The organism is Kineosporia rhizophila, from assembly GCF_021277265.1.
GTDB classification, from domain to species: Bacteria; Actinomycetota; Actinomycetes; order Actinomycetales; family Kineosporiaceae; genus Kineosporia; species Kineosporia rhizophila.
In genome coordinates this window covers 38134-60561 of record NZ_JAJSOH010000038.1, presented here as the reverse complement: position 1 = coordinate 60561, position 22428 = coordinate 38134, and the positions used below count along the sequence as shown (strand labels likewise).

22 protein-coding genes and 1 pseudogene are annotated in these 22428 nt (G+C 71.5%); 18 read left to right on the top strand and 5 right to left on the bottom strand.

What is annotated here, in order from left to right; genetic code table 11:
- Positions 1-501 (bottom strand): annotated as a pseudogene (locus LWF15_RS32335) (DNA-binding protein); the annotation flags it as partial.
- Positions 502-640: 139 nt separating this feature from the next.
- Here LWF15_RS32335 and LWF15_RS32330 point away from each other — a divergent pair.
- The 6 genes from LWF15_RS32330 (at position 641) to LWF15_RS32305 (ending at position 9267) form a co-directional block, all read left to right on the top strand.
- The gene (locus LWF15_RS32330) at positions 641-1378 is read left to right on the top strand and encodes a hypothetical protein (RefSeq protein ID WP_232814786.1); all 738 of its coding nucleotides are present in this window, start codon (positions 641-643) and stop codon (positions 1376-1378) included.
- Positions 1375-2205, top strand: coding sequence for a hypothetical protein (locus tag LWF15_RS32325; protein ID WP_232814785.1), 831 nt, complete (start codon positions 1375-1377; stop codon positions 2203-2205). Before LWF15_RS32330 ends, LWF15_RS32325 begins: the two co-directional genes overlap by 4 nt.
- Before the next feature lie 81 nt (positions 2206-2286).
- Entirely contained in the window at positions 2287-2958 is a 672-nt protein-coding gene (locus tag LWF15_RS32320) for an HAD family hydrolase (RefSeq protein WP_232814784.1), read from the top strand.
- A 92-nt stretch (positions 2959-3050) separates the two neighbouring features.
- Entirely contained in the window at positions 3051-3434 is a 384-nt protein-coding gene (locus tag LWF15_RS38295) for a cold-shock protein (protein WP_285617199.1), read from the top strand.
- Positions 3435-3601: 167 nt separating this feature from the next.
- Entirely contained in the window at positions 3602-6187 is a 2586-nt protein-coding gene (locus tag LWF15_RS32310; RefSeq protein ID WP_232814783.1) for a DUF3027 domain-containing protein, read from the top strand.
- Positions 6184-9267: a sacsin N-terminal ATP-binding-like domain-containing protein gene (locus LWF15_RS32305; RefSeq protein ID WP_232814782.1), complete on the top strand. Its 3084-nt coding sequence runs from the start codon at positions 6184-6186 to the stop codon at positions 9265-9267. The genes LWF15_RS32310 and LWF15_RS32305 overlap by 4 nt, the downstream gene beginning before the upstream one ends.
- On the opposite strand, the gene LWF15_RS32300 is transcribed toward LWF15_RS32305, so the two are convergent.
- Positions 9252-9680 (bottom strand): DUF2530 domain-containing protein, encoded by a 429-nt coding sequence (locus tag LWF15_RS32300; RefSeq protein WP_232814781.1) that lies wholly within the window; start codon positions 9678-9680, stop codon positions 9252-9254. The genes LWF15_RS32305 and LWF15_RS32300 overlap by 16 nt on opposite strands.
- A 161-nt stretch (positions 9681-9841) precedes the next feature.
- Between LWF15_RS32300 and LWF15_RS32295 the strand changes: the two genes are divergently transcribed.
- The gene (locus LWF15_RS32295; RefSeq protein ID WP_232814780.1) at positions 9842-10258 is read left to right on the top strand and encodes a MarR family winged helix-turn-helix transcriptional regulator; all 417 of its coding nucleotides are present in this window, start codon (positions 9842-9844) and stop codon (positions 10256-10258) included.
- A gap of 5 nt (positions 10259-10263) precedes the next feature.
- Positions 10264-11619, top strand: a complete 1356-nt coding sequence (locus LWF15_RS32290) for an MFS transporter (RefSeq protein WP_232814779.1) — start codon at positions 10264-10266, stop codon at positions 11617-11619.
- Between the two features lie 29 nt (positions 11620-11648).
- Here the strand turns inward: LWF15_RS32290 and LWF15_RS32285 are convergent, their stop codons facing one another.
- Positions 11649-12431: a CPBP family intramembrane glutamic endopeptidase gene (locus LWF15_RS32285; protein ID WP_408624470.1), complete on the bottom strand. Its 783-nt coding sequence runs from the start codon at positions 12429-12431 to the stop codon at positions 11649-11651.
- Positions 12432-12632: 201 nt separating this feature from the next.
- Positions 12633-12983 carry a hypothetical protein gene (locus LWF15_RS32280; protein WP_232814777.1) on the bottom strand — a complete coding sequence of 117 codons (351 nt, stop codon included), beginning with the start codon at positions 12981-12983 and terminating at the stop codon, positions 12633-12635.
- 125 nt (positions 12984-13108) lie between these two features.
- On the opposite strand from LWF15_RS32280, the gene LWF15_RS32275 reads away from it, so the two are divergent.
- From LWF15_RS32275 to alc, 8 genes are read left to right on the top strand one after another with little or no spacing between them, the layout of a single operon-like run.
- Entirely contained in the window at positions 13109-14296 is a 1188-nt protein-coding gene (locus LWF15_RS32275) for a class I SAM-dependent methyltransferase (protein WP_232814776.1), read from the top strand.
- Positions 14293-15372 (top strand): hypothetical protein, encoded by a 1080-nt coding sequence (locus LWF15_RS32270; RefSeq protein WP_232814775.1) that lies wholly within the window; start codon positions 14293-14295, stop codon positions 15370-15372. The genes LWF15_RS32275 and LWF15_RS32270 overlap by 4 nt, the downstream gene beginning before the upstream one ends.
- A 39-nt stretch (positions 15373-15411) precedes the next feature.
- Positions 15412-15942 (top strand): 2-oxo-4-hydroxy-4-carboxy-5-ureidoimidazoline decarboxylase, encoded by a 531-nt coding sequence (gene uraD / locus LWF15_RS32265; protein ID WP_232814774.1) that lies wholly within the window; start codon positions 15412-15414, stop codon positions 15940-15942.
- A complete protein-coding gene (uraH, locus tag LWF15_RS32260; protein WP_232814773.1) occupies positions 15942-16277 on the top strand; it encodes a hydroxyisourate hydrolase in 336 nt (111 codons plus the stop codon). Before uraD ends, uraH begins: the two co-directional genes overlap by 1 nt.
- 8 nt (positions 16278-16285) lie before the next feature.
- Entirely contained in the window at positions 16286-17179 is an 894-nt protein-coding gene (gene pucL, locus LWF15_RS32255) for a factor-independent urate hydroxylase (RefSeq protein WP_232814772.1), read from the top strand.
- Between the two features lie 12 nt (positions 17180-17191).
- Entirely contained in the window at positions 17192-18424 is a 1233-nt protein-coding gene (locus LWF15_RS32250) for a DUF6986 family protein (RefSeq protein ID WP_232814771.1), read from the top strand.
- Between the two features lie 15 nt (positions 18425-18439).
- Positions 18440-19774 carry an allantoinase AllB gene (gene allB, locus LWF15_RS32245; RefSeq protein WP_232814770.1) on the top strand — a complete coding sequence of 445 codons (1335 nt, stop codon included), beginning with the start codon at positions 18440-18442 and terminating at the stop codon, positions 19772-19774.
- Positions 19775-19822: 48 nt separating this feature from the next.
- Positions 19823-20971: an allantoicase gene (gene alc / locus LWF15_RS32240; RefSeq protein WP_232814769.1), complete on the top strand. Its 1149-nt coding sequence runs from the start codon at positions 19823-19825 to the stop codon at positions 20969-20971.
- Here alc and LWF15_RS32235 read toward each other — a convergent pair.
- A complete protein-coding gene (locus tag LWF15_RS32235) occupies positions 20956-21432 on the bottom strand; it encodes a GNAT family N-acetyltransferase (RefSeq protein ID WP_232814768.1) in 477 nt (158 codons plus the stop codon). The two genes, alc and LWF15_RS32235, sit on opposite strands and share 16 nt — an antisense overlap.
- A 95-nt stretch (positions 21433-21527) precedes the next feature.
- Between LWF15_RS32235 and LWF15_RS32230 the strand changes: the two genes are divergently transcribed.
- Complete coding sequence (locus LWF15_RS32230) at positions 21528-22046, top strand: DinB family protein (RefSeq protein ID WP_232814767.1); 519 nt, start codon at positions 21528-21530, stop codon at positions 22044-22046.
- Between the two features lie 75 nt (positions 22047-22121).
- Positions 22122-22415, top strand: coding sequence for a hypothetical protein (locus tag LWF15_RS32225; protein WP_232814766.1), 294 nt, complete (start codon positions 22122-22124; stop codon positions 22413-22415).
- Positions 22416-22428: the final 13 nt, after the last annotated feature.

The window sequence follows — 22428 nt, the reverse complement described above, 5'->3', positions numbered from 1 at the left end:
GGCGGCCAGCCGGGCCAGCGCCGTGTCCGGATCGCCGGACGGCGGGAGCCCCAGATCTTCCATCACCTCGGCCAGGCGCTGCGGCGAACGCCGGCCCAGGGCCTCGGCCAGCGGCGGGCCCAGTCCGGCGGGGTGCGGGCCCAGACTCTCGCGGGCCGCCCGGACCAGGTGCAGCGAACGAGCGCCGCCCCACACCAGGCCCAGCCCGCGCAGGTGGGCGAGCGGCCCGCTCACCGGCGCTCCCCAGCGCCGGGTCAGCTCACCCGACGAAACCGGTTCCGGGCTGACCGCCATCACCTCGAGCACCTGCAGCGTGCGCGCGTCCAGACCGTCCACCGCACGCTGCACCGACAGCCGGCTGACCGCGGCAGTGGCCAGGCCGCCCAGGTCGGGCGGCGGCGGCACGGTGAGGTCGGGGCGCTGCTCCAGCAGCGAGACCAGCCTCTCGTCGTCCCAGCTGCGCAGTTCGTCGGCCAGGCTGCGCACGGGGGTAGGAGGCACCCCCCAACGTTACGGCCTGCCCCGTGACCAGCGCTTGCAGCATCTCTGGCATCTCGGGAAGCGGATTGCCCGATCTGTGGGGATGCTCGATCAAGAAAGCGCCCCGGGCCGTCCGGGTGCGTCTCGAGAAGGAGGACGCATGGTTACGGCGATCGTCATCATCGTCTTGCTGGCGTTGCTGCTGATCGGGGGGTTCGCGTTCTGGAAGGCCCGGAAGAACGCGGAGCTCCAGCAGCGCAGGTCAGAGTTGAAGGACCGGTTCGGCCCGGAGTACGACCGGTACCTCGAGGGCTCGGACAACCGCACCAAGGCCGAGCGGAAGCTGGTCGACCTGGTCGACCGCCGGGACAAGCTGCAGATCCGGGCGCTGACCGCCGAGGAGAAGACCCGTTTCGGCGCCCGCTGGTCGGCCGCCCAGGCCCGTTTCGTGGACGAGCCGCCGGCCGCCGTGGACGACGCGGAGAAGCTCATCACCGAGGTGATGAAGGAACGCGGCTACCCGATGGACGACTTCGCCACCCGCTCGGACATGGTGATGGTCGACCACCCGGAGGTCGTGCAGCACTACCGCAGCGCGCACGAGTCGCACGAGCGTCACCGGGCCTCGGGCAAGCTCGAGACCGAGGACCTGCGCATCGCTTTCATGCACTACCGCAAGCTGTTCCACGTGCTCACCGAGGAGCCCGAGCCGGCCGGGCCCGACCGCTCGCCGGTGGCCGGCCGCCACGTGGAGCCGGACAGCCGCCCCTCGGCCGAGGAACGCCGGGCCGACCCGGGCGTCGCCCCGGCCACCGACCCGACCTCTGGGCCGGACCGTCGTGACCGCACCGTCGATGCCACCGAGACCGACCGCCGGCCCACGCAGGAGACCCGATGACCCCCAGCAGCGAGACCGGGAACAACCCGACCGAGCAGCCGCGCAACGAGGCGGTCCGTCCGCCGGACGAGCGGGTCGGTGGCCAGGTCACCGATCCGGGGGCCGCCGATCGTGAACCGGCCGAGAGGGTCGGCCCGACCAACCCGACCAACCCGACCGGTCCGGCCGACCGGGGTGTCACCGGCGACTCGCGTCCCACCTGGCCCGGCCCGACGGCGGCCAGCTCGGTCGGGCAGGCCCCGGCCACCGCGCCCGGCGCCCCCGTCGGCGCCAGCCCGATCGACGCGACCACCCCGTCCGCGAAGTCACCCCAGACTCCGGTGACTTCCGCGCCTTCCAGGCCCACAGCGTCTTCAGACACCACTTCTGAAGAGGAGATCTACCGCCCGGCCGATCGTCGCGACCCTTCGGTGCGGGAGGACTACGTGCACGACGACGCCGATCGCCGCGCCGATGTCGACCACCGGCTGGCCGGGGCCGCGACCGGCGAGGTCCGTCCGGTCGGCGACGAGACGACTCCCGACCACGACAGCGACCGGCACGACGACCGCACCACTCCGGCACCGGTCACCTCGATCACCAGTGGGCGCCGTCGTTCCGAGGCGGTCCCGGACGCGGTGGACGGGCGCACCGACCTGACCACCGATACCGAATGGCGTGATCTGCAGGCCAAGTTCGTGGACGACCCGGAGGCCACGGTGGCCGAGGCGGCCACCCTGATCGAACGTGATCTGGCCGGGTTGCGCTCGAAGCTGGCCGGGGGCTCGACCGAGGACCTGCGCAACGCCTTCAAGCGCTACCGCGGTCTGCACGAGTCCCTCCGTTAGGACCACACACATGGCGGGCAGCCCGGCCGGGCTGCCCGCCATTGCGCGTTTTGCCCTCTTCCGGGTCCTAAGCTGTCCGCCGTGCCAACGGATGCTCTGGTGGTCGGCTTCGACCTCGACATGACCCTGGTGGACTCGGCCGACGGCATCGTGGCCACCCTGGCCCGGGCCCACCAGCAGGTCACCGGGGGCGTGGACGGGTTCGTGGTGAGCCGCGAGCAGGCCTGGCCGCTGATGGGCTACCCGCTGGACCGGATCATCACCGAGCTGATGCCGGGGGTCGACGTCCAGCTGCTGGCCGACACCTACCGCTCGCTCTACCCCGAGACCGGCCTGTCCTGGAACCGGCTGCTGCCCGGGGTGCACGAGGCGTTCGCCGCGATCCGCGCGGCCGGCGGGCGGGTGCTGGTGATCTCGGCCAAGTCCGAGCCGGGGGTGTACGCGGTGCTCCAGGCCCTGGGGCTGCTGGAGCAGCCGTACCGGCCCGATCTGATCGCCGGCAGCCGGTTCGGCACCGCCAAGGGCGAGGTGCTCGCGGTCGAGGGGGCCTCGGTGTATGTCGGTGACCACATCGGCGACGTGGCCGCGGCCCGGTCCGTCGGGGCGGTCAGTGTCGCGGTGAGCACCGGCCCGCAGACCGCGGCCGAGCTCAGGGCGGCCGGCGCCGACGTCGTGCTGGACGACCTTCTGGGATTTCCCCGATGGCTTTCGGGTCATCTGGCCGGATTAAGCCGTTCGCACGTCGGCAACTGACGGCTAACCTTGAGGAAACGACAGATCGTGAGCAAGAGCGGTTGCCGCGGACACACCTCCGCGGCAACCGTCACGTGACAGGGGATACAGACGTGCCGACTGGCAGGGTCAAGTGGTTCGACGCCGAGCGAGGGTTCGGCTTCGCCAGCAACGATGACGGCGGCGAGGTGTTCGTGCACGCCTCCGCGCTGCCGGACGGCACGACCACGCTCAAACCGGGCGCCAAGATCGAGTTCGGGGTCGCCGAGGGCCGTCGTGGTCTGCAGGCTCTCTCGGTGCGTCTGGTCGAGTCGCAGCCGTCGGTGGCCCGGGCGATGCGCAAGCCGGCCGAGGACATGACGGTGATCGTGGAGGACCTGATCAAGCTGCTCGACAACGTGGGCAACGGCCTGCGCCGCGGCCGCTACCCCGACCGCTCGTCCGCCAGCAAGGTGGCCACCGTGCTGCGGGCCGTCGCAGACGACCTCGAGGCGTGATCGGCCGTCCGGCGCGCCGCCCGCGCCTGCTCGACACCCTGCGTGGATGGGGGAGACTGGCCGGGGCCGCCACCGCGAGGTCGGCGCCGCCCCCGGCCACCTCGGCCGGGGCTGCGGCGACGGCTGATGAAGCGCAGGCGGCCCGGGGTCGAGCAGGAGTGGAGCAGATGACGGACCAGCAGGTGACCGGATCGGTACGCGAGGCCGAGGCCCCGGTCGTTCCCGAGCAGGCCGATGCGCAGGTGGAGGCACCGCCGCAGCTGCCCACGGAGCCCGACCCGCTGGCCGTCGCCGCCGTCGACCTGGCTCGTGAGGCGGCCGAGGAGGTCGCCCAGCCCGGCACCGTCGGGCGGCACCTGTCGGTCTCGCTGGAGAAGTCCTCCGGGCTGACCATGCACGCCTTCGACTGCACGGCCAAGGGATACCGGGGCTGGCGCTGGGCGGTCACGCTGGCCCACGTGCCCGGCTCCGAACGGGTGACGGTCTGCGACACGGTCCTGCTGCCGGGCGCCGAGTCGATCATGGCGCCGGACTGGGTGCCGTGGTCGGACCGGCTGGCCCCGGGCGACCTGGGCGCTGGCGACGAACTGCCCTACAAGCTGGACGACCCGAACCTGGTGCCCGGCTACACGGTCACCGACGAGGACGACGCCGACCAGCAGCTCTTCTGGGAGCTCGGGCTGGGGCGCGAGCGGGTGCTGGGCCCGGAGGGCCTGGCCGGTGCGGCCGGGCGCTGGCAGCGCGGTGCGCACGGTCCCACCTCCGAGATCGCCATCCAGGCCTCGGCCTCGTGCGTGAGCTGCGCCTACTTCGTCCCGCTGTCGGGGCGGATGCGTCAGCACTTCGGCGCCTGCGCCAACGAGTGGTCCCCGGCCGACGGTTCGGTGGTCACGACCGACTTCGGCTGCGGTGCGCACAGCGAGACCGACCTGGAGATGCCCACCCCGGAGCCGCTGGGCGAGCACATCCTCGACGAGACGGTGGTGGACCGGATCGATCTGGCCGCCGCCGAGCCGGCGCCGGGGATCGAGACCGGGTCGAGCGAGGTCGCGGTCGGAACCGAGGACGTCGGTGCCGGGTCTGCGGGTAGCGGTACCGAGGCGTCGGGTCCGGTTGGAACAGAGGACGACGGGACTGGCTCTGCGGGCGGCGACGCCCAGGCGTCGGGTCGGGTCGGAACAGAGGACGACGGCGTCGGGTCTGCGGATAGTGGCGCCGAGGCGTCGGGTCCGGTCGGGAAGCCGGCTACCGACTCTTCGGAGTCGGCGCGGGCGAGCACCACGGCGGGTGGCATCAGCTCCGACGTGGTGTCGGTCGAGCCCAGCGAGCCGGTGGCGATCGAGGTCGTGCCGAGCGTCGACCCGGAGCCGGTCCAGTCCCCGGAAGACGTGATCAGCGTGCGTCCGCTCGGTGCGGCGCCCGCCGAGAACACGGCCCAGGAACCGGCCGAGCCCGCCGAGACGGCCGGAGCGGGCACCTCGCCCGAGGCCGTCGAAGGCGTGCAGGTCGGCGAGATCGGGACCCGCGAGGTCTCCCCGGCCGAGGTCGCGCCGGGCACCCCTCCGGCCGAGGCGGTGCAGATCGAGGTGGCCCAGGCCGACCAGGGCGGCCAGTTCGTGCAGTCGCAGCCCGAGGAAGACCCGGCCCCGCCGCCCGCGCTGAGCGCGGAAGCCGTTGCCGCACAGGGTGAGTCCGAGATCGAGCCGGGGGAGTCCACCGAGGCGGCCCAGGGTCAGGCGGTCGAGGCGGCCAGCGAGTACGCGCAGCACAGCGAAGACTCGGCCGAGCTGAGCGTGGGTGCGGCCGTGCCCGGGGCCTCGGTGCTGGAGTCCGACGGTGCTCTGGGTGACGAGCCGGAAGGCGACCCGGGCGAGCCCGAGGGGGCCGATGTCGTCGACGCGGCCAAGGTGCAGATCGGGTCCGGCGAGACGCCCTCCGACGGTGAGCCGGGAGCGGCCGAGGCTGTTGCCGCCGAGGTCGAGGAGCGGGTCGGCGAGTCTGGAGTAGGCACCGGGGCGGATGTCCCGGAGGAACAGCGCCGGCACATCGATCTGGCGATCGACTCGGCCGTGGCTGCGGCCGAGCCGGAGCCGGTGGCCCGGCCGGTGATCGAGGCTGCCGAGCGGGCGCGCGCCGGGCAGGCTGAGGCTGGTCCGGCTGACGGCGGGCAGGCTCAGGCCGGGCAGCGCGACGCTGGCCCGGCCGATGCTCGGCAAGCTGGCACTGAGCAGGCTGCCGGTGAGCACGCTGACGCCGGGCAGGCTGGCGCTGAGCAGGCCGAGGCTGGCCAGGTCGAGGCTGGGCAGTCTGACGGTGAGCAGGCCGACGCTGGGTTGGCTGAGGCGGGGCAGGCTGACGGCGAGCTGGCTCAGGCCGGGCAGACCGACGCTGGGCCGGCCGATGCTGGGCAATCTGGTACTGAGCAGGCTGCCGGTGAGCACGCTGACGCCGGGCAGGCTGGCGCTGAGCAGGCTGACGGCGAGCGGGCCCAGGCCGGGCAGGCCGATGCTGGTCCGGCTAATGCCGGGCAGGCTGAGGCTGGCGGTGAGCAGGCTCAGGCCGGGCAGGCCGACGCTGCGCCGACCGATGGCGGGCAGGCTGAGACTGGCCAGGCCGAGGTTGAGCAGGCTGACGGTGAGCGGGCCCAGGCCCGGCGGACTGATGCTGGTCCGGCTAATGCCGAGCAGGCTGACGTCGAGTCGGTCGGCGGCCGTGAGGAGCAGCGTCCGGAGGGCGAGAAGCCGCAGTCGTGACGGAGGACCGGTTCGGCGCGGCAGACATCCGGCGCCGGGTTCTGGCGGCGTGGTCGGAGTCCCCGACCCGCTTCCGTGAAGATGCCAACGCCGAGGAAGAACTCGTCCTCGGCGGGTACCGCGACCGCCTGGTGGTCGAGCTGGCGCAGAACGCGGCCGACGCCGCCTCTCGCGCCGGGGTGCCGGGCCGGTTGCTGCTGCGGCTGAGCGAATCCGCCGAGGGCGGGCCGGTTCTGGTCGCTGCCAACACCGGCGCGGTGCTGGACGCCGACGGCGTGCAGGCGTTGTGCACCCTGCGCGCCTCGGCCAAGCGTGAGGGCGGCACGGTCGGTCGCTTCGGCGTCGGCTTCGCCGCGGTGCTGGCCGTCACCGACGAGCCGATGGTGCTCAGTCGCTCCGGTGGCGTGCGGTTCTCGGCCGCCGACACCCGGGAACTGATCCGCGCCACCGGCGTCGACGGGCTGGCCGACGAGCTGCAGCGCCGCGACGGCGGGGTACCCGTGCTGCGTCTGCCCTTCGAGGTGGAGGGCGAGCCGCCGGAGGGCTACGACACCGCGGTTCTGCTGCCCCTGAACGGTCCGGACGCCGTCGCCCGGGTCCGGCAACTGCTCAACGACGTCTCCGACGTGCTTCTGCTGGCTCTGCCCGGCCTGGAACAGATCGTCCTCGAACTGCCCGGCGAAAGCCCTCGGGTGCTGGCCGAGGTCGACCGGCGCTGGCGGATCCTGCGGCGAGAGGGCGAGATCCCGGCCGAACTGCTCTCCGGGCGGCCGATCGAGGAGCAGGCGCTCAACCGTTGGTCGCTCACCTGGGCCCTGCCTTCCGGTGAGGCCGAGCTGCCGCAGTCGCCGGTGCTGAACGCGCCCACGCCCAGCGACGAGGCCCTGCCCTGGCCGGCGGTGCTGATCGCGACCGTGCCGATGGACGTGACCCGCCGGCACGTGGTGCTGGGCGAGGTCACCGACCTGATCGTGCAGAACGCGGCCCGTGCCTATGCCGATCTGCTCACCGAGGTCGTCGCCGACGGGGGTGAGGCCTGGCCGTTGGTGGTCACCGGTCTTCCCGCCGGCCCGGTCGACTCGGCGCTGCGTGAGGCCGTGCTGGCCCTGCTGCCGAACCAGCCGGTGCTGCGCTCGGCCGAGGACTCGCAGACGTTGCTGCGCCCGACCGAGGCCCTGGCTCTGGCCGGCCCGGTGGGGGCCGACCGGGCGGTGGTGAACGTCTTCGCCTCGTGGCTGGTCGGTCTGGTGCACGCCCCGCGGCCGTCCTGGGCTGCGCTGGAAACCCTTGGCGTGCGGCGGATGTGGTTGTCCGACGCGGTGGAGGCGCTGCCGGCGCTGGCCGATCCGCAGCGCTGGCGCGAAGCCTACGAGGCCCTGGCTGGGCTCACGATCGACGAAACCGTCCGCGAAGCGCTGGCTTTCCTGCCCGTCCCGTTGGCCGACGGATCGGTCGCGCGTGGTGCCCGAGGCCTGCTCCTGGCCTCGCCCGAGACGGATGTCGATGCGGGGGCGCCGATCTCGGTGCCGGAGGCGCTGAGTGTGCTGGGTGCCAAGGTGGTGCATCCCGAGGCCGTTCATCCTCTGCTGGAACGTCTCGGCGTCACAGTGGCGGGACCCCGCGCGCTGATCGAACTTCCGGTCGTGCGCGCGGCCGTTCGTGAAATCGGTGACGAGCCGGGGGCCTTCGCCGACCTGGACCGTTCGCCGGACGAGCTGCGCGACGCCGTGCTGGCGCTGGTGGCGGTGGCTGTGGCGGCGGGCGAGCTCAAACCGGGGGAGTTGCCCTGGCTGGGCGATCTGGAGCTGAGCGACGAGGACGGCGAGCCCACTCCGGCCTCGGCCCTGGCCATCGAGGGCAGCCCGGCCGCGGACTGGTTCCATCCGGACGACGTCGGCATCCTGCCGCAGTGGTGGGCCGAGCGCTGGGGCGAGAGCACGGTCATGGCGATCGGCGTGCTGCGGGGCCCGGGTGCCTTCCTGGGCACCGAGGTCTCGCTGGAACCGGATCTGCTCGGCCTGGACGAGGAAGAGGGCACGCCCTCGTCGGAGCTGGACGGCTGGGAGGACTACGCCGCCTGGGTGCAGTCTCTGCATCCCGAGATGCCGCCCGGCGGAACCATTCCTGAGCTGATTGCCGTGCGCGACCTGGATCTGGTGCGGCCGGAGGCGCTTCCCGAGGTGGTGGCCGCCGTCGCTGCCGACCCAGAGCTGCGCCCGGCCCTGCTGCAGCCGGTCCGGGTGACGTCCGGTGGTCGCAGCTTCCGGGTGCGCTCTTACACGTCGTGGTGGCTGCGCGAGGAGCTGGCCGAGGGCGAGATGCTGGCCGCGCCGGACTCCGAGCCGGTGCTGCGGGCGCTGCTGGCGCCGGCTCCGGACTGGCTCACCGATCTCGACCCGGGCGCGGCCCGGGCGGTCGGGATGGTCCACGCGGTCGACGACATCGACGTGGACGCCCTGCCCGACCTCCTCGACCGGCTGGCCGACCCGGACGTCGAGCTGAGCTCGGTGATGCTGCTGCCGCTGCTCGAGCGGATCAGCGAACTGGCGGGCGAACCGGCGGCCAAGGACGTCGAAAGGCCTCGTGCGGTTCGCGGTCTGGTTCCTGCCGACCTGAACGGCACTGTGGTGGTGCCGGTCTCGGAGGCAGTGGTGATCGACTCCCCGATGTACCGGCAGCGCCCCGATCTGGGGGTGCAGCTACCGGTGGCCGGCGCGCACGCCGCGGCCTTCGCCGACCTGCTCGGTGTCGGGCTCGCCGCTGAGCTGGCGCACAGCCGGATCGACAGTGCCGACGGCGTGGAGCAGCCGGTCAGCGATGCGGTGCGAGCCCTGCTGGAGCCCACTGGCGCCCCGGCCACCTGGCACGAGCACGAGGCCCTGGTGGTGGACGGCGTCGAGGTGGACTGGTGGGCGACCGGCTCCGGCGCCGAGGCCGAGGTGCACGCCAGTACGGTGGACGGTCTGGCCCGCGCCCTGGCCTGGACGGCCGGTCGCTGGGAACTGCGTGACCTGCTGGCCGCGGTGATCGCCGATCCCGAACTCGGGCCGGAGGCCCTGGTGGATCAGATCTTCGGCTGAACCCCGGGCCGGTTCTCGGCGAACCCGACCGAATCGGGTTCTGGAATCGCTCTCGGAATCTGGTGACCGGCGTCCGTGGTCGGGCTCTTGCGCCGCAGTTTGGGCAGCCCGGTCGGTTCCCCGCTCTGGCGGGTCACGTCGTCCACGTCGCCGGTGTGGGTGCGGGGCGGGATGGTCTGGCCCGGCTTGGGTTTCGGCCGGCGGAGCATCAGGTAGGTGTAGCCCACGAACCCCAGCACGACTCCGGTCAGGGCGGTCCAGATCCACCACTCGCGGCCGGTGGACTCCAGTTCCGGCCGGATGATCAGTCCGAGGACGAAGAGCAACGCCCAGATTCCGGTGCCGACGGCAACGGGCAGGCGCTCCCCCGGACCTCCCTGGGTGACCTGGTAGGGCACTTCCCTCTGCTCCACTCTCTCGAGGTTACCTAACGGCCGGGCCGGACCTGCGGGGATTACCCGCGGTTCGCCTGGATGATCTTGCGTTGGTTCGCCCGAACGGGCGAACGCAGATCGACCGTTGCCTCAGGACAGTGCCGGGGAATAGTTAGCCGGACTAAGCAGTTGACCGGTCTGTGCCCGCACTCCAGGAGACCGAGCTGCGCGTGTCGCTGATGAAGGTGGCGCGCCGGCTGCGTCAGCAGAAGTCCGACTCCGAGCTCACCGACAGCCAGATGTCGGTGCTCGCCGTGCTGGACCGCGCCGGTGCGCTGACCCCGCGGGCGCTGGCCGATTTCGAACGGGTGCAGCCACCGTCGATGACCCGCACCGTGGCCGCCCTGGCCGAGCGCGGCCTGGTCGACCGCGCACCCGACCCGGCCGACGGCCGGCAGGTCCTGGTCCGGATCACCGAGGCCGGGGTCGCCGCGGTCACCGCCACCCGCCGTCAGCGCGACGCCTGGCTGGCCGGCCGGCTGGCCGAACTCGACCCGGACGACCGCGCCGTCCTCGCCCGTGCGTCCCAGATCCTGAGGAGGATCGCCGAATCGTGAGTCCGATGTTCAGGGCCCTCACCATCCGCAACTACCGACTCTGGGCCTCCGGTGCCATCGTGTCCAACACCGGCACCTGGATGCAGCGGGTGGCCCAGGACTGGCTGGTCCTCACCCAGCTGACCAACAACTCCGGCGTGGCGGTGGGCATCACGACCGCCCTGCAGTTCGCCCCCGTCCTGCTGCTGGCCCCCTGGGCCGGCGCCGTCACCGACCGGTTCGACCGCCGCAAGGTGCTGATCACCACCCAGGTGACCTCCGCCGTCCTCGGGCTCACCCTCGGGTTCCTGATCATCAGCGGCCTGGTCGAGCTCTGGATGGTCTACGCCCTGGCCGCCGGTCTGGGCGTCGTCGCCGCGGTCGACGGCCCGGCCCGTCAGGCCTTCGTCTCCGAACTGGTGCCGGTCGGCTACCTGCCCAACGCGGTCGGCCTGAACTCGGCCTCGTTCAACGCCGGGCGGCTGATCGGCCCGGGCCTGGCCGGCCTGCTGATCCACTGGTTCGGCACCGGCCCGGTGTTCGTGATCAACGGCCTGAGCTTCATCGCCGTGGTGTTCTCGCTGACCCGGATGAACCGCGCCGAGCTGGGCACCCAGCAACGTCCGGCCCGCGGCAACCGCTCGGCCCGGGCCGGACTGGCCTACGTGCGCAGCCACCCGGAGATCGCGCTGGTGATGACCGTGGTCGGCGCGGTGGCCATGATCGGCCTGAACTCGCAGATCACCATCGCGCTGATGGCCCGGCTCACCTTCGACAAGGGCGCCGGGGAGTTCGGCCTGCTCGGTTCGGTGATGGCGATCGGCTCGCTGGGCGGGGCGCTGCTGGCGGCCCGGCGGGAACGGCCCACCGTTCAGCTGGTGCTGGGGGCCGCCGCGGCCTTCGGGATCACCTCGATCCTCTCGGCGGTGATGCCGACCTACGAGACCTTCGCGCTCATGCTGATCCCGGTCGGCCTGGCCGCCCTGACCATGCTCACCGCGGCCAACGCGACCGTGCAGCTGGCCACCGACCCGTCGATGCGGGGCCGGGTGATGGCCCTCTACATGGCCATCCTGATGGGCGGCACGCCGATCGGGTCGCCGATCATCGGCTGGATCGGTGAGGAGTTCGGCGCCCGCTGGACGATCCTGATCGGCGGCGTGGGCACCCTGCTCGCGGCCCTGGTGGGAATGATCTGGTTGAGCCGCTCGGCCAAGGTACGCGAGGCGGTGCAGCGGGCGGCCGAGCGTCCGGTCGGCACCGTGACCGCCACCGCGGGCCGGGCCGCCACCACCGCTACGCCGGAGGCGACGGCAGTGGCCCGGAAGACGGCCGACCGGGCGAACACCGTGAACGAAACCACCGAGAACTCGGCCGCCTGAGCGCATCGGTGCCCACAGACGTCCTCAGATCAGGAGAGCCCGAGCCACCCCGGTAGGTGGTCGAGGTACTGGTAGCCCACGAAACTCACGATGTCGAGGATCGTGTGGGCCACGATCAGCGCCCAGACCCGGCCGCCGCGCCGGTACCACTCGGCGAACACCACGCCCATGATCGCGTTGCCGATGAACGGCCCGAACCCCTGGTAGAGGTGGTAAGAGCCGCGCAGCAGGGCGCTGGCGGCGATCACCCGGGCCCAGGGCCAGTCCAGCCGGCGCAACCGGTTCATCAGGTAGCCGACCACGATGACCTCTTCGAGCACCGCGTTCTTCACCGCCTGCAGCACCAGCACCGGCACCGTCCACCAGTACTCGTCCAGCCCGGAGGCGACGATCGTGGTGGTGATGTCGAGCTGCCGCCCCACCGCGTAGAGCACCAGGCCGGGGATCCCGATCAGCGCCGCCAGCCCGGCCCCGTGGGCCAGGTCACGCCACCGCCCGGCCCGGTCCAGCCCCAGCCGGGCGGCCCAGCGGGTGGTGTCGCCGGCCAGCAGCCACAGCACCAGCAGCACCGGGATCAGCGTGGAGAAGATGTCGAGCAGTTGGTAGGTGAGGTCGAGGTACGGCCGCACACTGCGGGAGGCGTTCAGCGTGGAGGTCTGCGCCGCCAGCCCGCCCTCCCGGGTGAGCTTGGCGATGATGCTGACCACCGAGTAGATCGCCGACATCCCGAGCGAGAGCCCGAGCACGATCCAGATCTCCAGCCCGAGCCGGCGACGGGCCGCGGGCTCGGTGTGCGGGGGCTCTTCGGACACGTCGCGCTTGTGCACCGGGCCGCGCAACCACCAAGCGGCACCGGCCTGGTTCTCAGACACCCGCCTCACCCTAGACAACCTCGCTGTGGTCGGTGCCCTGCGCTACTGTGGAGGCAAGGCCGGATCCATCGCGGTGAGATCCGGAAGTGAGCTCCAGGATTTCCTGCCGGACGACAGGGCCTGGAGCTTGCGCCGTTTGGTTCACCCGATTTCGATGATCTCCGTCTGCCCGCATTCGGAGAGTTCGCTGAGCATCCGTTCCATGCATTTGCGTCTGCGGCGTTCCATCGCTTCGCCGGGGCCGGTGCTGCGCACCACGACCACCGCCGTCACCGGCAGCGTGGCCACGGTCTCGCTGATCAGTCGGCGGCGCTTGTCCTGTTCGTCGTGCCAATGCAGCTTGCGCTGGCCGCGCAACAGCAGGAGCCGCATGGTGTCGCGAACCTGATCCGCCTGGTTCTCCCCGGTGACAACGGCCGCCAGGATGTAGGTGTTCGGATCGCGCGCGCTGTCCGAACCGGACTCATCCCCCCAGCCGATACGCATCGACAATTGGCCCCGAATCATCGCGGATCGATATCGGAGAACACGTTACCGCTCGGCTTTATCAGAATCAGACTCGCGAACCGACCGCCTAGGTGAAGAGTGAGGTTTCGATGCCCTGAGACAATCGGTGGGTGCCCGAACCGCTCGCTCCTGCCCTCGACCGCCTGCGCCCCCTGCTGCTCGACACCGAAGGGCTGGTGCGGGCGGTGGCCTCGGGGCGGCGCCGCAGGGAGCACCCGGATCCGGTGCGGGCCGAACTGCGGCCGGTGGAGCTGAGGGCCGGGCGGCAGTTGCAGATCACCGGCACCGACGGCCGGATCCCGGTCACCCGTAACCACTCGCCGCAGGAGGCCGGGGCGGCGGTCGACGAGCTGCTGGCCCAGCCGTTCGGCAACTGGCACGTCGAGACCCGCGACCAGGTGGTGCAGCTGCGGGTGACCAAGCGCGGCGAGGCGCAGGTGCACACCTCTGCGCAGAGCGTCGAAGGCGGTGAGGCGGCGCACGACCGGGCCCGTAATCACCTGATCGACCCGGCCGACCGGCTGTTCACCGTGCTCGGGGCCGATGGGGCCAAGCGCCGGCAGGTGGATGCGTTCCTGCGTCAGCTCGCCCCGATCGCGCGTCGGGTCAAGCCCGAGGGCCGGCCGCTGCGGGTGGTCGACCTGGGCTGCGGCAACGCCTACCTCACCATGGCCGCGCACCGGTACCTGGCCGCCGAGGTCGATGCCGACGTGCAGACCCTGGGCGTTGACATCCGGCCGGAGATGGCCGAGCGCAACGCCCGGGTGGCGAGCGAGGCCGGGCTCGAGGGCATCGCGTTCCGGGCGGCATCGATCGAAGAGGCCGCTGTCGACCCGGAGTTCACCGGGGTGGACATCGTGCTCGCCCTGCACGCCTGCGACACCGCCACCGACGACGCGCTCGCCCTGGCCGTGCGCTGGCAGGCCCGGGGGGTGCTGGCCGCCCCTTGCTGTCACAACGATGTCCAGCGCCAGCTGCAGAGCGCCGAGGGCATCCCGTTCGCCGGGCTCACCCGGCACGCCATCCTGCGCGAGCGCTTCGCCGACGTGCTCACCGACACCATCCGCGCCGACCTGCTGCGGCTGCTCGGCTATCGGGTCGAGGTGGTCGAGTTCATCGATTCCAAGCACACGCCGCGCAACGCCCTGATCCGGGCCGTGCACACCGGTAGCGCTCCTACCCCGCGCCGGGTCCGCGAATACACCGATCTGGTGGCCTCCTGGCAGGTGGATCCGGCGCTGGCGGCCCGTCTGGCTCCTGAGGTCGATGCGGTGCTGGCCGCCGGGGCACCCGAGTGAGGCTGGGGGCCGTTCTGCTGGCGTTGTTCCTCATCGTCGCGACGGCGGTCCCGGCCAACGCCAAGACCAAGACCGACCGGGTGATCAAGGACGACCGGATCAGCGAGAGCTCCGGGCTGGCGCCCAGCCTGCTGCACAAGAACGTGCTCTGGACCCACAACGATTCCGGGCACTCCGCGCAGATCTACGGGGTAACAAAGGACGGGTCGACGGCGGCAACCGTCGTCGTCTCTGGTGAGGAGGCCCGGGACTGGGAGGCGATCACCAGTCTGCGTGGTCCGGAGAACAGCCCGGCCGCAGGGGAGTCGCTGATCGCCGTAGGCGACATCGGTGACAATGACGGGAAGCACCCGTCGGTCCGGATCGTGATCCTGAAAGAGCCGCAGAACCTGAGCGACACCGCGGTCAGCCCGGTCCGCGTGCTCAACCTGACCTACCCCGGGGGCCCGCGTGATGCCGAGGCGCTCCTGGCCGACCCCCGGTCGGGCCAGCTGTACGTGATCTCCAAGACGCTGTTCGGGGCCGAGTTGTTCGCCGTCCCCAAAAAGGTCTGGCCCGGCAATCAGGCGACCGGCGAGTCCGAGGTGACCAAGATGACCAAGGTGGCCCAGTTGAGCGCCGCGCTGGTCACCGACGGCGCCTTCCTGCCGGATGGCCGGATGGCCGTGCGTGGCTACGGCAACCTGGCCGTCATCGCGGCGCCCGCCACGGTCGCCGACGGCCGCCTGGAGACCCTGGCTACCAAGGGCCTGCCCGACCAGGAACAGGGCGAGTCGCTGGCCGTGGTCGACGACGGTGAATACGTCCTGGTCGGGTCGGAAGGTGAGAACTCGCCGATCCTGCGCATCCGTCTTCCCCGGGTGGCCGCCGAAGAGGTGGAGCCGGAACCCACCCCCTCGGCCCCCGAGACGGCCGGGGAAACCGCCGAACAACTGCGGGATCTGGCCGGGGGTGACACCCGGCTGCAGCTCATTGTGGGGGCCGGGGCCGGCGTGGTCGCCCTGGCTGTCCTGATTGCCGCAGCGATCATGTTGCGCCCGAGTCGTTCTCGCCGCAGACGTCGCGCACGTCGTTGAGTAGGGTGTGGGCACCAGCCGACCGAACCGAGGAGTCAGGTGCCCTCAGCCGACGGTGTCGCCGAGTTCAACCACCTTCCCGCCGAGCCTGCCCTGCAGCACCTGCTGACTTGCCTGAACGCTCCCGGCTGGGCCACTGCGGTGCTGGCCGGCCGGCCCTATCCCGACGCCGAGAGCCTGCTGGCCACCGCCTTCCGGTTCGGGCTGGTGCTCAGCGAGGACGACCTCGGCCTGGCCCTGAGCCGGCATCCGCGCATCGGTGAACGCCCGGGCGGCACCGGGGCCGAGGCCGCGCACTCACGTTCGGAACAGTCCGGGGTGGACCAGGCCGACCAGGAACTGGCCGCGGCGTTACATGCCGGAAACCTGGCCTACGAGAAGAAGTTCGACCGGGTCTTCCTGATCCGGGCGGCCGGGCGCAGCGGGCCGGAGATCCTCGCCGCGCTCGAGAAGCGTTTGGCCAGTGACGAGCAGACCGAGGCGGCCGAGGTGCGCGACCAGCTCGCCCAGATCGCCCAGTTGCGGCTGAACGCCCTGCTGGATCAGCTCGGCCGGGAAAGGACGTCCTGATGGCGACCCTGTCCACGCACGTGCTCGACTCCGGCACCGGCCGTCCGGCCGAGGGAGTCACCGTGGTGCTGGAACGATCGGCGGGCGACTGGACGGTGCTGGCCCGGGCGCTGACCGACCCCGACGGCCGCGTCCGCGACTGGGGGAGTGACGTGATCGTCATGCCCGGGATCTTCCGCCTGACGTTCGGAACCGGAGAATGGTTCGAGCAGCGCGGCCGGGAGTGCTTCTACCCGGAGGTGACCGTCACGTTCCGAATCACCGACGCAGAGGCGCACTTCCACGTGCCCATCCTGCTCTCGGCCTACGCCTACTCGACCTACCGAGGGAGCTGACGCACCGCATGGGCATCGTTCTGGGGGCCAATCAGTACGGCAAGGCCGAGGTCCGGCTGGTGCACGTCGACCGCTCCACGCCGCAGCACGTGCTCACCGACCTGAACGTCAGCACGCACCTGCGCGGCCGGTTCGCCGACACCTACCTCACCGGCGACAACTCCTCGGTGCTGGCCACCGACACGCAGAAGAACACGGTCTACGCCTTCGCCCGCAAGCACGGCGTGGGCTCCCCGGAGGCGTTCGCCCTACGCCTGGCCGCGCACTTCGTCGAGTCGCAGGCGCCGGTCGAGGGCGCCCAGATCGAGATCGACCAGCTGCCCTGGTCGCGGATCGAGGTGGGCGGGCAGGGCCACGACCACGCCTTCGCCCGGCCCGGCGGTGAACGGCGCACCACCAGCGTCACCCGCGACGGCGACCGGGTCTGGGTGGTCTCCGGCCTCACCGACCTGGTGGTGCTGAAGTCGACCGGCTCGGAGTTCCACGGTTTTCCGCGCGACGAGTACACCACCCTGCCCGAGACCACCGACCGCATCCTGGCCACCTCGGTCACGGCCCGCTGGCGGTACGCCTCGGCCGAGCTGGATTTCGAGGAGATCTACCCGCAGATCCGGCTGCTCCTGCTCGAGACCTTCGCCACCACACACAGTCTCGCGCTCCAGCAGACGCTGTACGCGATGGGCCGGGCCGTCCTGGAGAAGTTCGGCGAGGTGGCCGAGGTGCGCCTGTCCATGCCCAACAAGCACCACTACCTCGCTGATCTGACACCTTTCGGCCTGGACAACCCCAACCAGGTGTTCATCGCCGGAGACCGGCCGTACGGGCTGATCGAGGGGCAGGTGCTGCGCGAGGAGGCCCCGGACGCGGGGCTCGCCTGGGAGTTCGTGCCTGGTTTCATCTGAGAGGGGTTGGCCTTGTTCGACAACGACTTCCGGGCCGAGATCGATGCGCTGCTGGGCCCCGCCGACGCTCACGCCCGGCTGTTCCCGGGCGAGGCAAGCGCCCGGCAACCCGTGCACACGGTGTACGTGCCGGCCGACCAGTTCTCGGCCGACACCTGCACACAGTGGGGGGAACAGGCGCTCGCGCTGCTGGCCGAGCATGCGCCCGGCCCGTCGGCGCTGGCCGAAGTGGCCGGTCTGTCGGCCGATTCAATTGAGGACGTGTATCCGCGGCTGACGGCGAAACTCGCCTCCCAGCCGATCGAGGACGTACGGGTCGACTTCGAGGACGGCTACGGGCTGCGGCCCGACGACGAGGAGGACGCGGCCGCCACTGCCGCCGGAACTGCGCTGGCCGAAATGGCTTCTCGCCCGAACGCCCCCTTGCTGGCGGGCATCCGGATCAAGGGGCTTCAATCGTCCACTCGGTGGCGGGGTCTGAAGACCTTGGAGTTGCTGGTCTCGGCGGCGGTTGCGCACGGCGGGCTGCCCGCGCGGTTCGTGGTCACGCTGCCGAAGGTGGCCCACATCGCCGAGGTGCAGGCCGGTGTCCGCGTGCTGGCGCATCTGGAGTCGGCTCTCGGGCTGGCGGAGGGGGCGCTACGGCTGGAGCTCCAGATCGAGGTTCCGCAGGCGGTCTACGGGCCGGACGGTTCTGCCGCGGTGGCCCGGCTGGTGCACGCAGCCGAAGGGCGTTGCGAGGGGCTGCACTACGGCACCTACGACTTCAGTGCGGCCGCCGGGGTGGTCGCGGGGTATCAGTCGCTCGAGCATCCGCTGGCCGACCACGCCAAGGCGGTGATGCAGCTGGCCGCGGCCCAGACCGGTGTGCGGGTCAGCGACGGGTCCACGAATGTGATTCCGGTCGGTGACGGGGTTTCCGCAGCGTGGCGTCTGCACGCCCGGCTGGTGCGGCGGGCTCTGGAGCGGGCGCTGTACCAGGGGTGGGATCTGCACCCAGGTCATCTGGTCACCCGTTACGCGGCCACCTACGCCTTCTATCGGGCCGAGCTCGCGCCGAGCGCCGCCCGGCTGAAGGCCTACACCGAGAAGGCTGCCTCCGGGGTGATGGACGAGCCCGCCACCGCCCAGGCTCTGGCCAACGCGGTGCTGCGGGCGGTGGAGAGCGGAGCCTGTGACGATGCCGAGGTCCAGCAGGCCTGTGGGCTGGACCGTTCTGCGTTGCTGGTGCTGGCCCGACGTTGAGAGAGGTGTGAAGGCATGCTGGACACGCTTTTCCGGGCGCCGAGAGTGATCACGGCGGTGGGTGAGTCGGCCCGCTCGGTGGGGATCCGCGACGGGCGGATCGTGGCGATCGAACCGCTCGAGGCCCAGCTGGAGGCCCGGCAGACCGTCGAGCTGGGCGAGGACGTGGTGCTGATGCCCGGCCTGGTGGACACGCACGTGCACATCAACGAGCCCGGCCGCACCGAGTGGGAGGGGTTCGCCTCGGCCACCCGGGCGGCGGCGGCCGGCGGCGTCACCACCCTGATCGACATGCCGCTCAACTCGATCCCGCCCACCACCACGGTGGAGGGGCTGCAGGCCAAGCGGAAGGCGGCCGAGGGGGCGGTGTACGTGGACACCGGCTTCTGGGGCGGCGCCGTACCGGGCAACCTCGAGGACCTGCGGCCGCTGCACGACGCCGGGGTGTTCGGGTTCAAGTGCTTCCTGCTGCACTCCGGGGTGGACGAGTTCCAGCCGCTCTCCTCGGCCGAGCTGGAGCAGTACCTGGCGGTGCTGCACGACTTCGGTGCCCTGATGATCGTGCACGCGGAGAACTCCCAGGCGATCGACCGGGCCCCGGCCCCGGAGGGCGACCGCTACGGGCACTTCCTGGCCTCGCGCCCGCGCGGCGCCGAGAACATGGCCGTCGCCGAGGTGATCGAGGCGGCCCGCTACACCCGGGCCCGCACGCACATCCTGCACCTGTCCAGCTCCGACGCCCTGCCCATGCTGGCCTCGGCGAAGCGCGACGGGGTGCCGATCACCGCCGAGACCTGCCCGCACTACCTGAGTTTCACCTCCGAGGCGATCCCGGACGGCGCCACCCAGTTCAAGTGCTGCCCGCCGATCCGCGAGACGGCCAACCGCGAGCTGCTCTGGGAAGGGCTGCGGGAAGGGGTCATCGACTGCGTCGTCACCGACCACTCGCCCTGCACCCCCGAGCTGAAACGGTTCGACATCGGCGACTTCGGGGTGGCCTGGGGCGGGATCTCGTCGGTACAGCTCGGTCTGCGGGCGGTCTGGAGCCAGGCCCGGGTCCACGGTTTCACCCTGACCGACGTGGTCGAGTGGATGGCGGTGCGCACGGCCGGGCTGGCCGGGCTCACCCGCAAGGGCCGGATCGCCCTGGGCCACGACGCCGACCTGGTCGTCTTCGCGCCGGACGAGGCCGCGGTGGTGTCGGCCGGCGACCTCGAGCACCGGCACCCGATCACCCCGTACGACGGGATGGCCCTGGCCGGGGTGGTCCGCGAAACCTGGCTCGCCGGTGAGCTCCTGGACCTACAGGCACCGCCCCGAGGACGGCTCCTGCGCCGCGGGGACGTCTGACGTCTCCACTCAGGTGCCCACACACGTCCACAATTGGAAGGAATCTGCATGGCCGAGAAGCAGTGGCTGCCGGATCTGGCGAGCAGCGACGTGGGCGGGCGGGTGGTCTACGCCAACGACCAGTTGTTCGCCGACCGGCGCAATCTGATCCGGCCGGAACCCTCGGCCCACCAGACGCACACCTTCGGCCCGGACGGGAAGATCTACGACGGCTGGGAGACCCGGCGGCGCCGGGACCAGGGGCACGACCACGCGATCGTGCGGCTCGGGATGCCCGGCGTGGTGCGCTCGGTGGTCATCGACACCGCCCACTTCAAGGGCAACTACCCGCCTTTCGCCTCGATCGAGGCCGCCGCGGGTGAGGACTACCCGGTGGCCCAGGAGCTCCCCGAGAGCGCGTGGACCACGATCCTGCCCAAGGTCGCGCTGAAGGGAGACACCGCCAACGTCTTCGAGGTGTCCAGCGATCACCGCTGGACCCACGTGCGGCTGTCCATCTACCCCGACGGCGGGGTGGCCCGGCTGCGGGTGCACGGCTGGCCGGTGGCCGATCCCCGGCACCTGACCGGCACGATCGACCTGGCGGCCCAGGGCAACGGCGGTGCGGTGGTCGACTCTTCGGACGACTTCTACTCCTCGGCCAGCAAGCTGATCCTGCCCGGCAACCCGCCCACCACCCAGGGCGGGTGGGAGAACGCGCGGCGGCGCGACGGGGGCAACGACTACGTGCTCTTCTCCCTGGCCGGGCTCGGCCGGGTGCGCCGGGCGGTGATCGACACCAGCCACTTCCTCGGCAACTCCCCGGGTGAGGTGCAGTTGACCGGCCTGGACGGGCGGGACGCCGATCCGGAGCGGCCGGTCTCCGACCACGGCCCGTGGCTGGAACTGCTGCCCCGCCGGCCCCTGCGGCCCGACTCGGTGCACCGGTTCCGCCCTGCGCGGGAGGCGGTCACGCTGGTCCGGATGGACGTGTACCCGGACGGTGGGATGTCCCGGGTGCGGTTGCTGGGTGAGCTCGAGCCGGAGGCCCTGGACCAGCTGACCCTGCGCTACCTGGCCGCCCTGCCCGGCGGGCACCTGGAGGAGCTGCTGCTCGCGGTGCCGTCGCTCGGCTCGGCCGAGGCCGACGAGCTGCGCTCCTCCCGAGCGACGATCACTGCGGTGCCCCCGGCGTTGCGCAGCTACCTGCTGGACTGAAACATCATGGCGAGAAGGTGTTCCCGAGGGTCTTCGGAAGGGGTGTCGACGAACCCGAGAGAGCGGTAGAGGCCGATCGGGGCGGCCCGCCAGTCCCAGACCGTGAGGGTGACCTCGCGGTCTGCGGCCTGCTCGATCACCGCTCGGACCAGCGCCCGGCCGGCGCCGGTACCCCGCGCCCGGGGATCGACCCACAGGCGCTTCATCTCCACCCGGTCGGCCTCGGTGTGCAGAACGACCAGACCCAGAGGACGTCTGTCAGTCGCCTCCCGGGCCAGGAGGGTGCCGGCCAGGAGTTCGTCGGGACGATCGATCTCGTCCTGGTAGCGCTGGGGGAGAGGACCGTGCGGGGCCAGACCGCGCTCGGCCTTCTCCTGCTCCGTCACCGTCAGGTACTCGGCCAGCAGGCGGGACACCGCCGGTGCATCCTCCGGGCGGGCGGGGGCCACGGTCACGGTCATCGGCCGATCCTACGGACCGCGTCACCGCTGGGAAATCTGATGCGGAGTTCACGGAGGGGAGGAAACACCCGCAACGGGCGCACTATCGTTACCGCATGCCGATCGAGAAGGACACCAAGGACTGGACGTGGGTACTCGATCGCACCTGCCCGGACTGTGGTTACGAGGCCGGGTCGGTGCAGATGTGGCGCCTGCCGTCGCTGATCCGGGCCAACGTCGCCTCCTGGCTGGAGGTGCTGGTCCAGCCGGACGTGCGGCGGCGGCCGAAGGAGGAGGTCTGGTCCCCGCTGGAGTACGCCTGCCACGTGCGCGACACCTTCCGGGTCTTCGACCAGCGTCTGCAGATGATGCTGACCGAGAACGACCCGCTCTTCCCCAACTGGGACCAGGACGACACGGCGCTCCAGGAGCGGTACTGGGAACAGGATCCCGTTCTGGTCTCACGTGAGCTGCTGGCCTCCGGAGACGCCATCGCACACCGGTTCGCCGCGGTCACCGACGCGCAGTGGGCCCGGCCGGGCCGGCGCAGCGACGGCGCCAAGTTCACGGTGGACAGCTTCGCCCGCTACTTCCTGCACGACCCGGTGCACCACCTGCACGACGTGACGTACTGACGGTTCCCCGGTGGAAAGTGGGGGCTGTGGATAACTTTCCAAGACTGTCGGTGGTCCGGTCTACGGTTCCTGAGTATGAGCCCACGGCTGAACGTCGACACCGACGAGCTGCACGGTCTTGCCGCCCGCATCCGCTCGGCGGCCTCCGAGGCCGCCAACACCCACGCCAACCCGGGCGCCATGCGCGCCACCATGGCCGCCCTCGGCGACCCGGGCCTGACCGCGGCCTCGCACACCTTCCTCGAGCGCTGGTCCTACGCCCTCGGTGAGGTGGTGGCCGACGCCGAGCGGCTCGCCGACCAGGTCGCACTGGTGGCCCGGACGTGCGAAGACGCCGAGGCTCTCACGTCCCGGAGCTTCGTGCCGTGAGCGGCTTCGACGA

Coding starts and splice junctions, on each gene's coding strand:
- LWF15_RS32330 (WP_232814786.1), top strand. CDS start 641: ATGGTTACGGCGATCGTCATCATCGTCTTGCTGGCGTTGCTGCTGATC.
- LWF15_RS32325 (WP_232814785.1), top strand. CDS start 1,375: ATGACCCCCAGCAGCGAGACCGGGAACAACCCGACCGAGCAGCCGCGC.
- LWF15_RS32310 (WP_232814783.1), top strand. CDS start 3,602: ATGACGGACCAGCAGGTGACCGGATCGGTACGCGAGGCCGAGGCCCCG.
- LWF15_RS32290 (WP_232814779.1), top strand. CDS start 10,264: ATGTTCAGGGCCCTCACCATCCGCAACTACCGACTCTGGGCCTCCGGT.
- uraH (WP_232814773.1), top strand. CDS start 15,942: ATGGCGACCCTGTCCACGCACGTGCTCGACTCCGGCACCGGCCGTCCG.
- pucL (WP_232814772.1), top strand. CDS start 16,286: ATGGGCATCGTTCTGGGGGCCAATCAGTACGGCAAGGCCGAGGTCCGG.
- allB (WP_232814770.1), top strand. CDS start 18,440: ATGCTGGACACGCTTTTCCGGGCGCCGAGAGTGATCACGGCGGTGGGT.
- alc (WP_232814769.1), top strand. CDS start 19,823: ATGGCCGAGAAGCAGTGGCTGCCGGATCTGGCGAGCAGCGACGTGGGC.
- LWF15_RS32235 (WP_232814768.1), bottom strand. CDS start 21,432: ATGACCGTGACCGTGGCCCCCGCCCGCCCGGAGGATGCACCGGCGGTG.
- LWF15_RS32230 (WP_232814767.1), top strand. CDS start 21,528: ATGCCGATCGAGAAGGACACCAAGGACTGGACGTGGGTACTCGATCGC.
- LWF15_RS32225 (WP_232814766.1), top strand. CDS start 22,122: ATGAGCCCACGGCTGAACGTCGACACCGACGAGCTGCACGGTCTTGCC.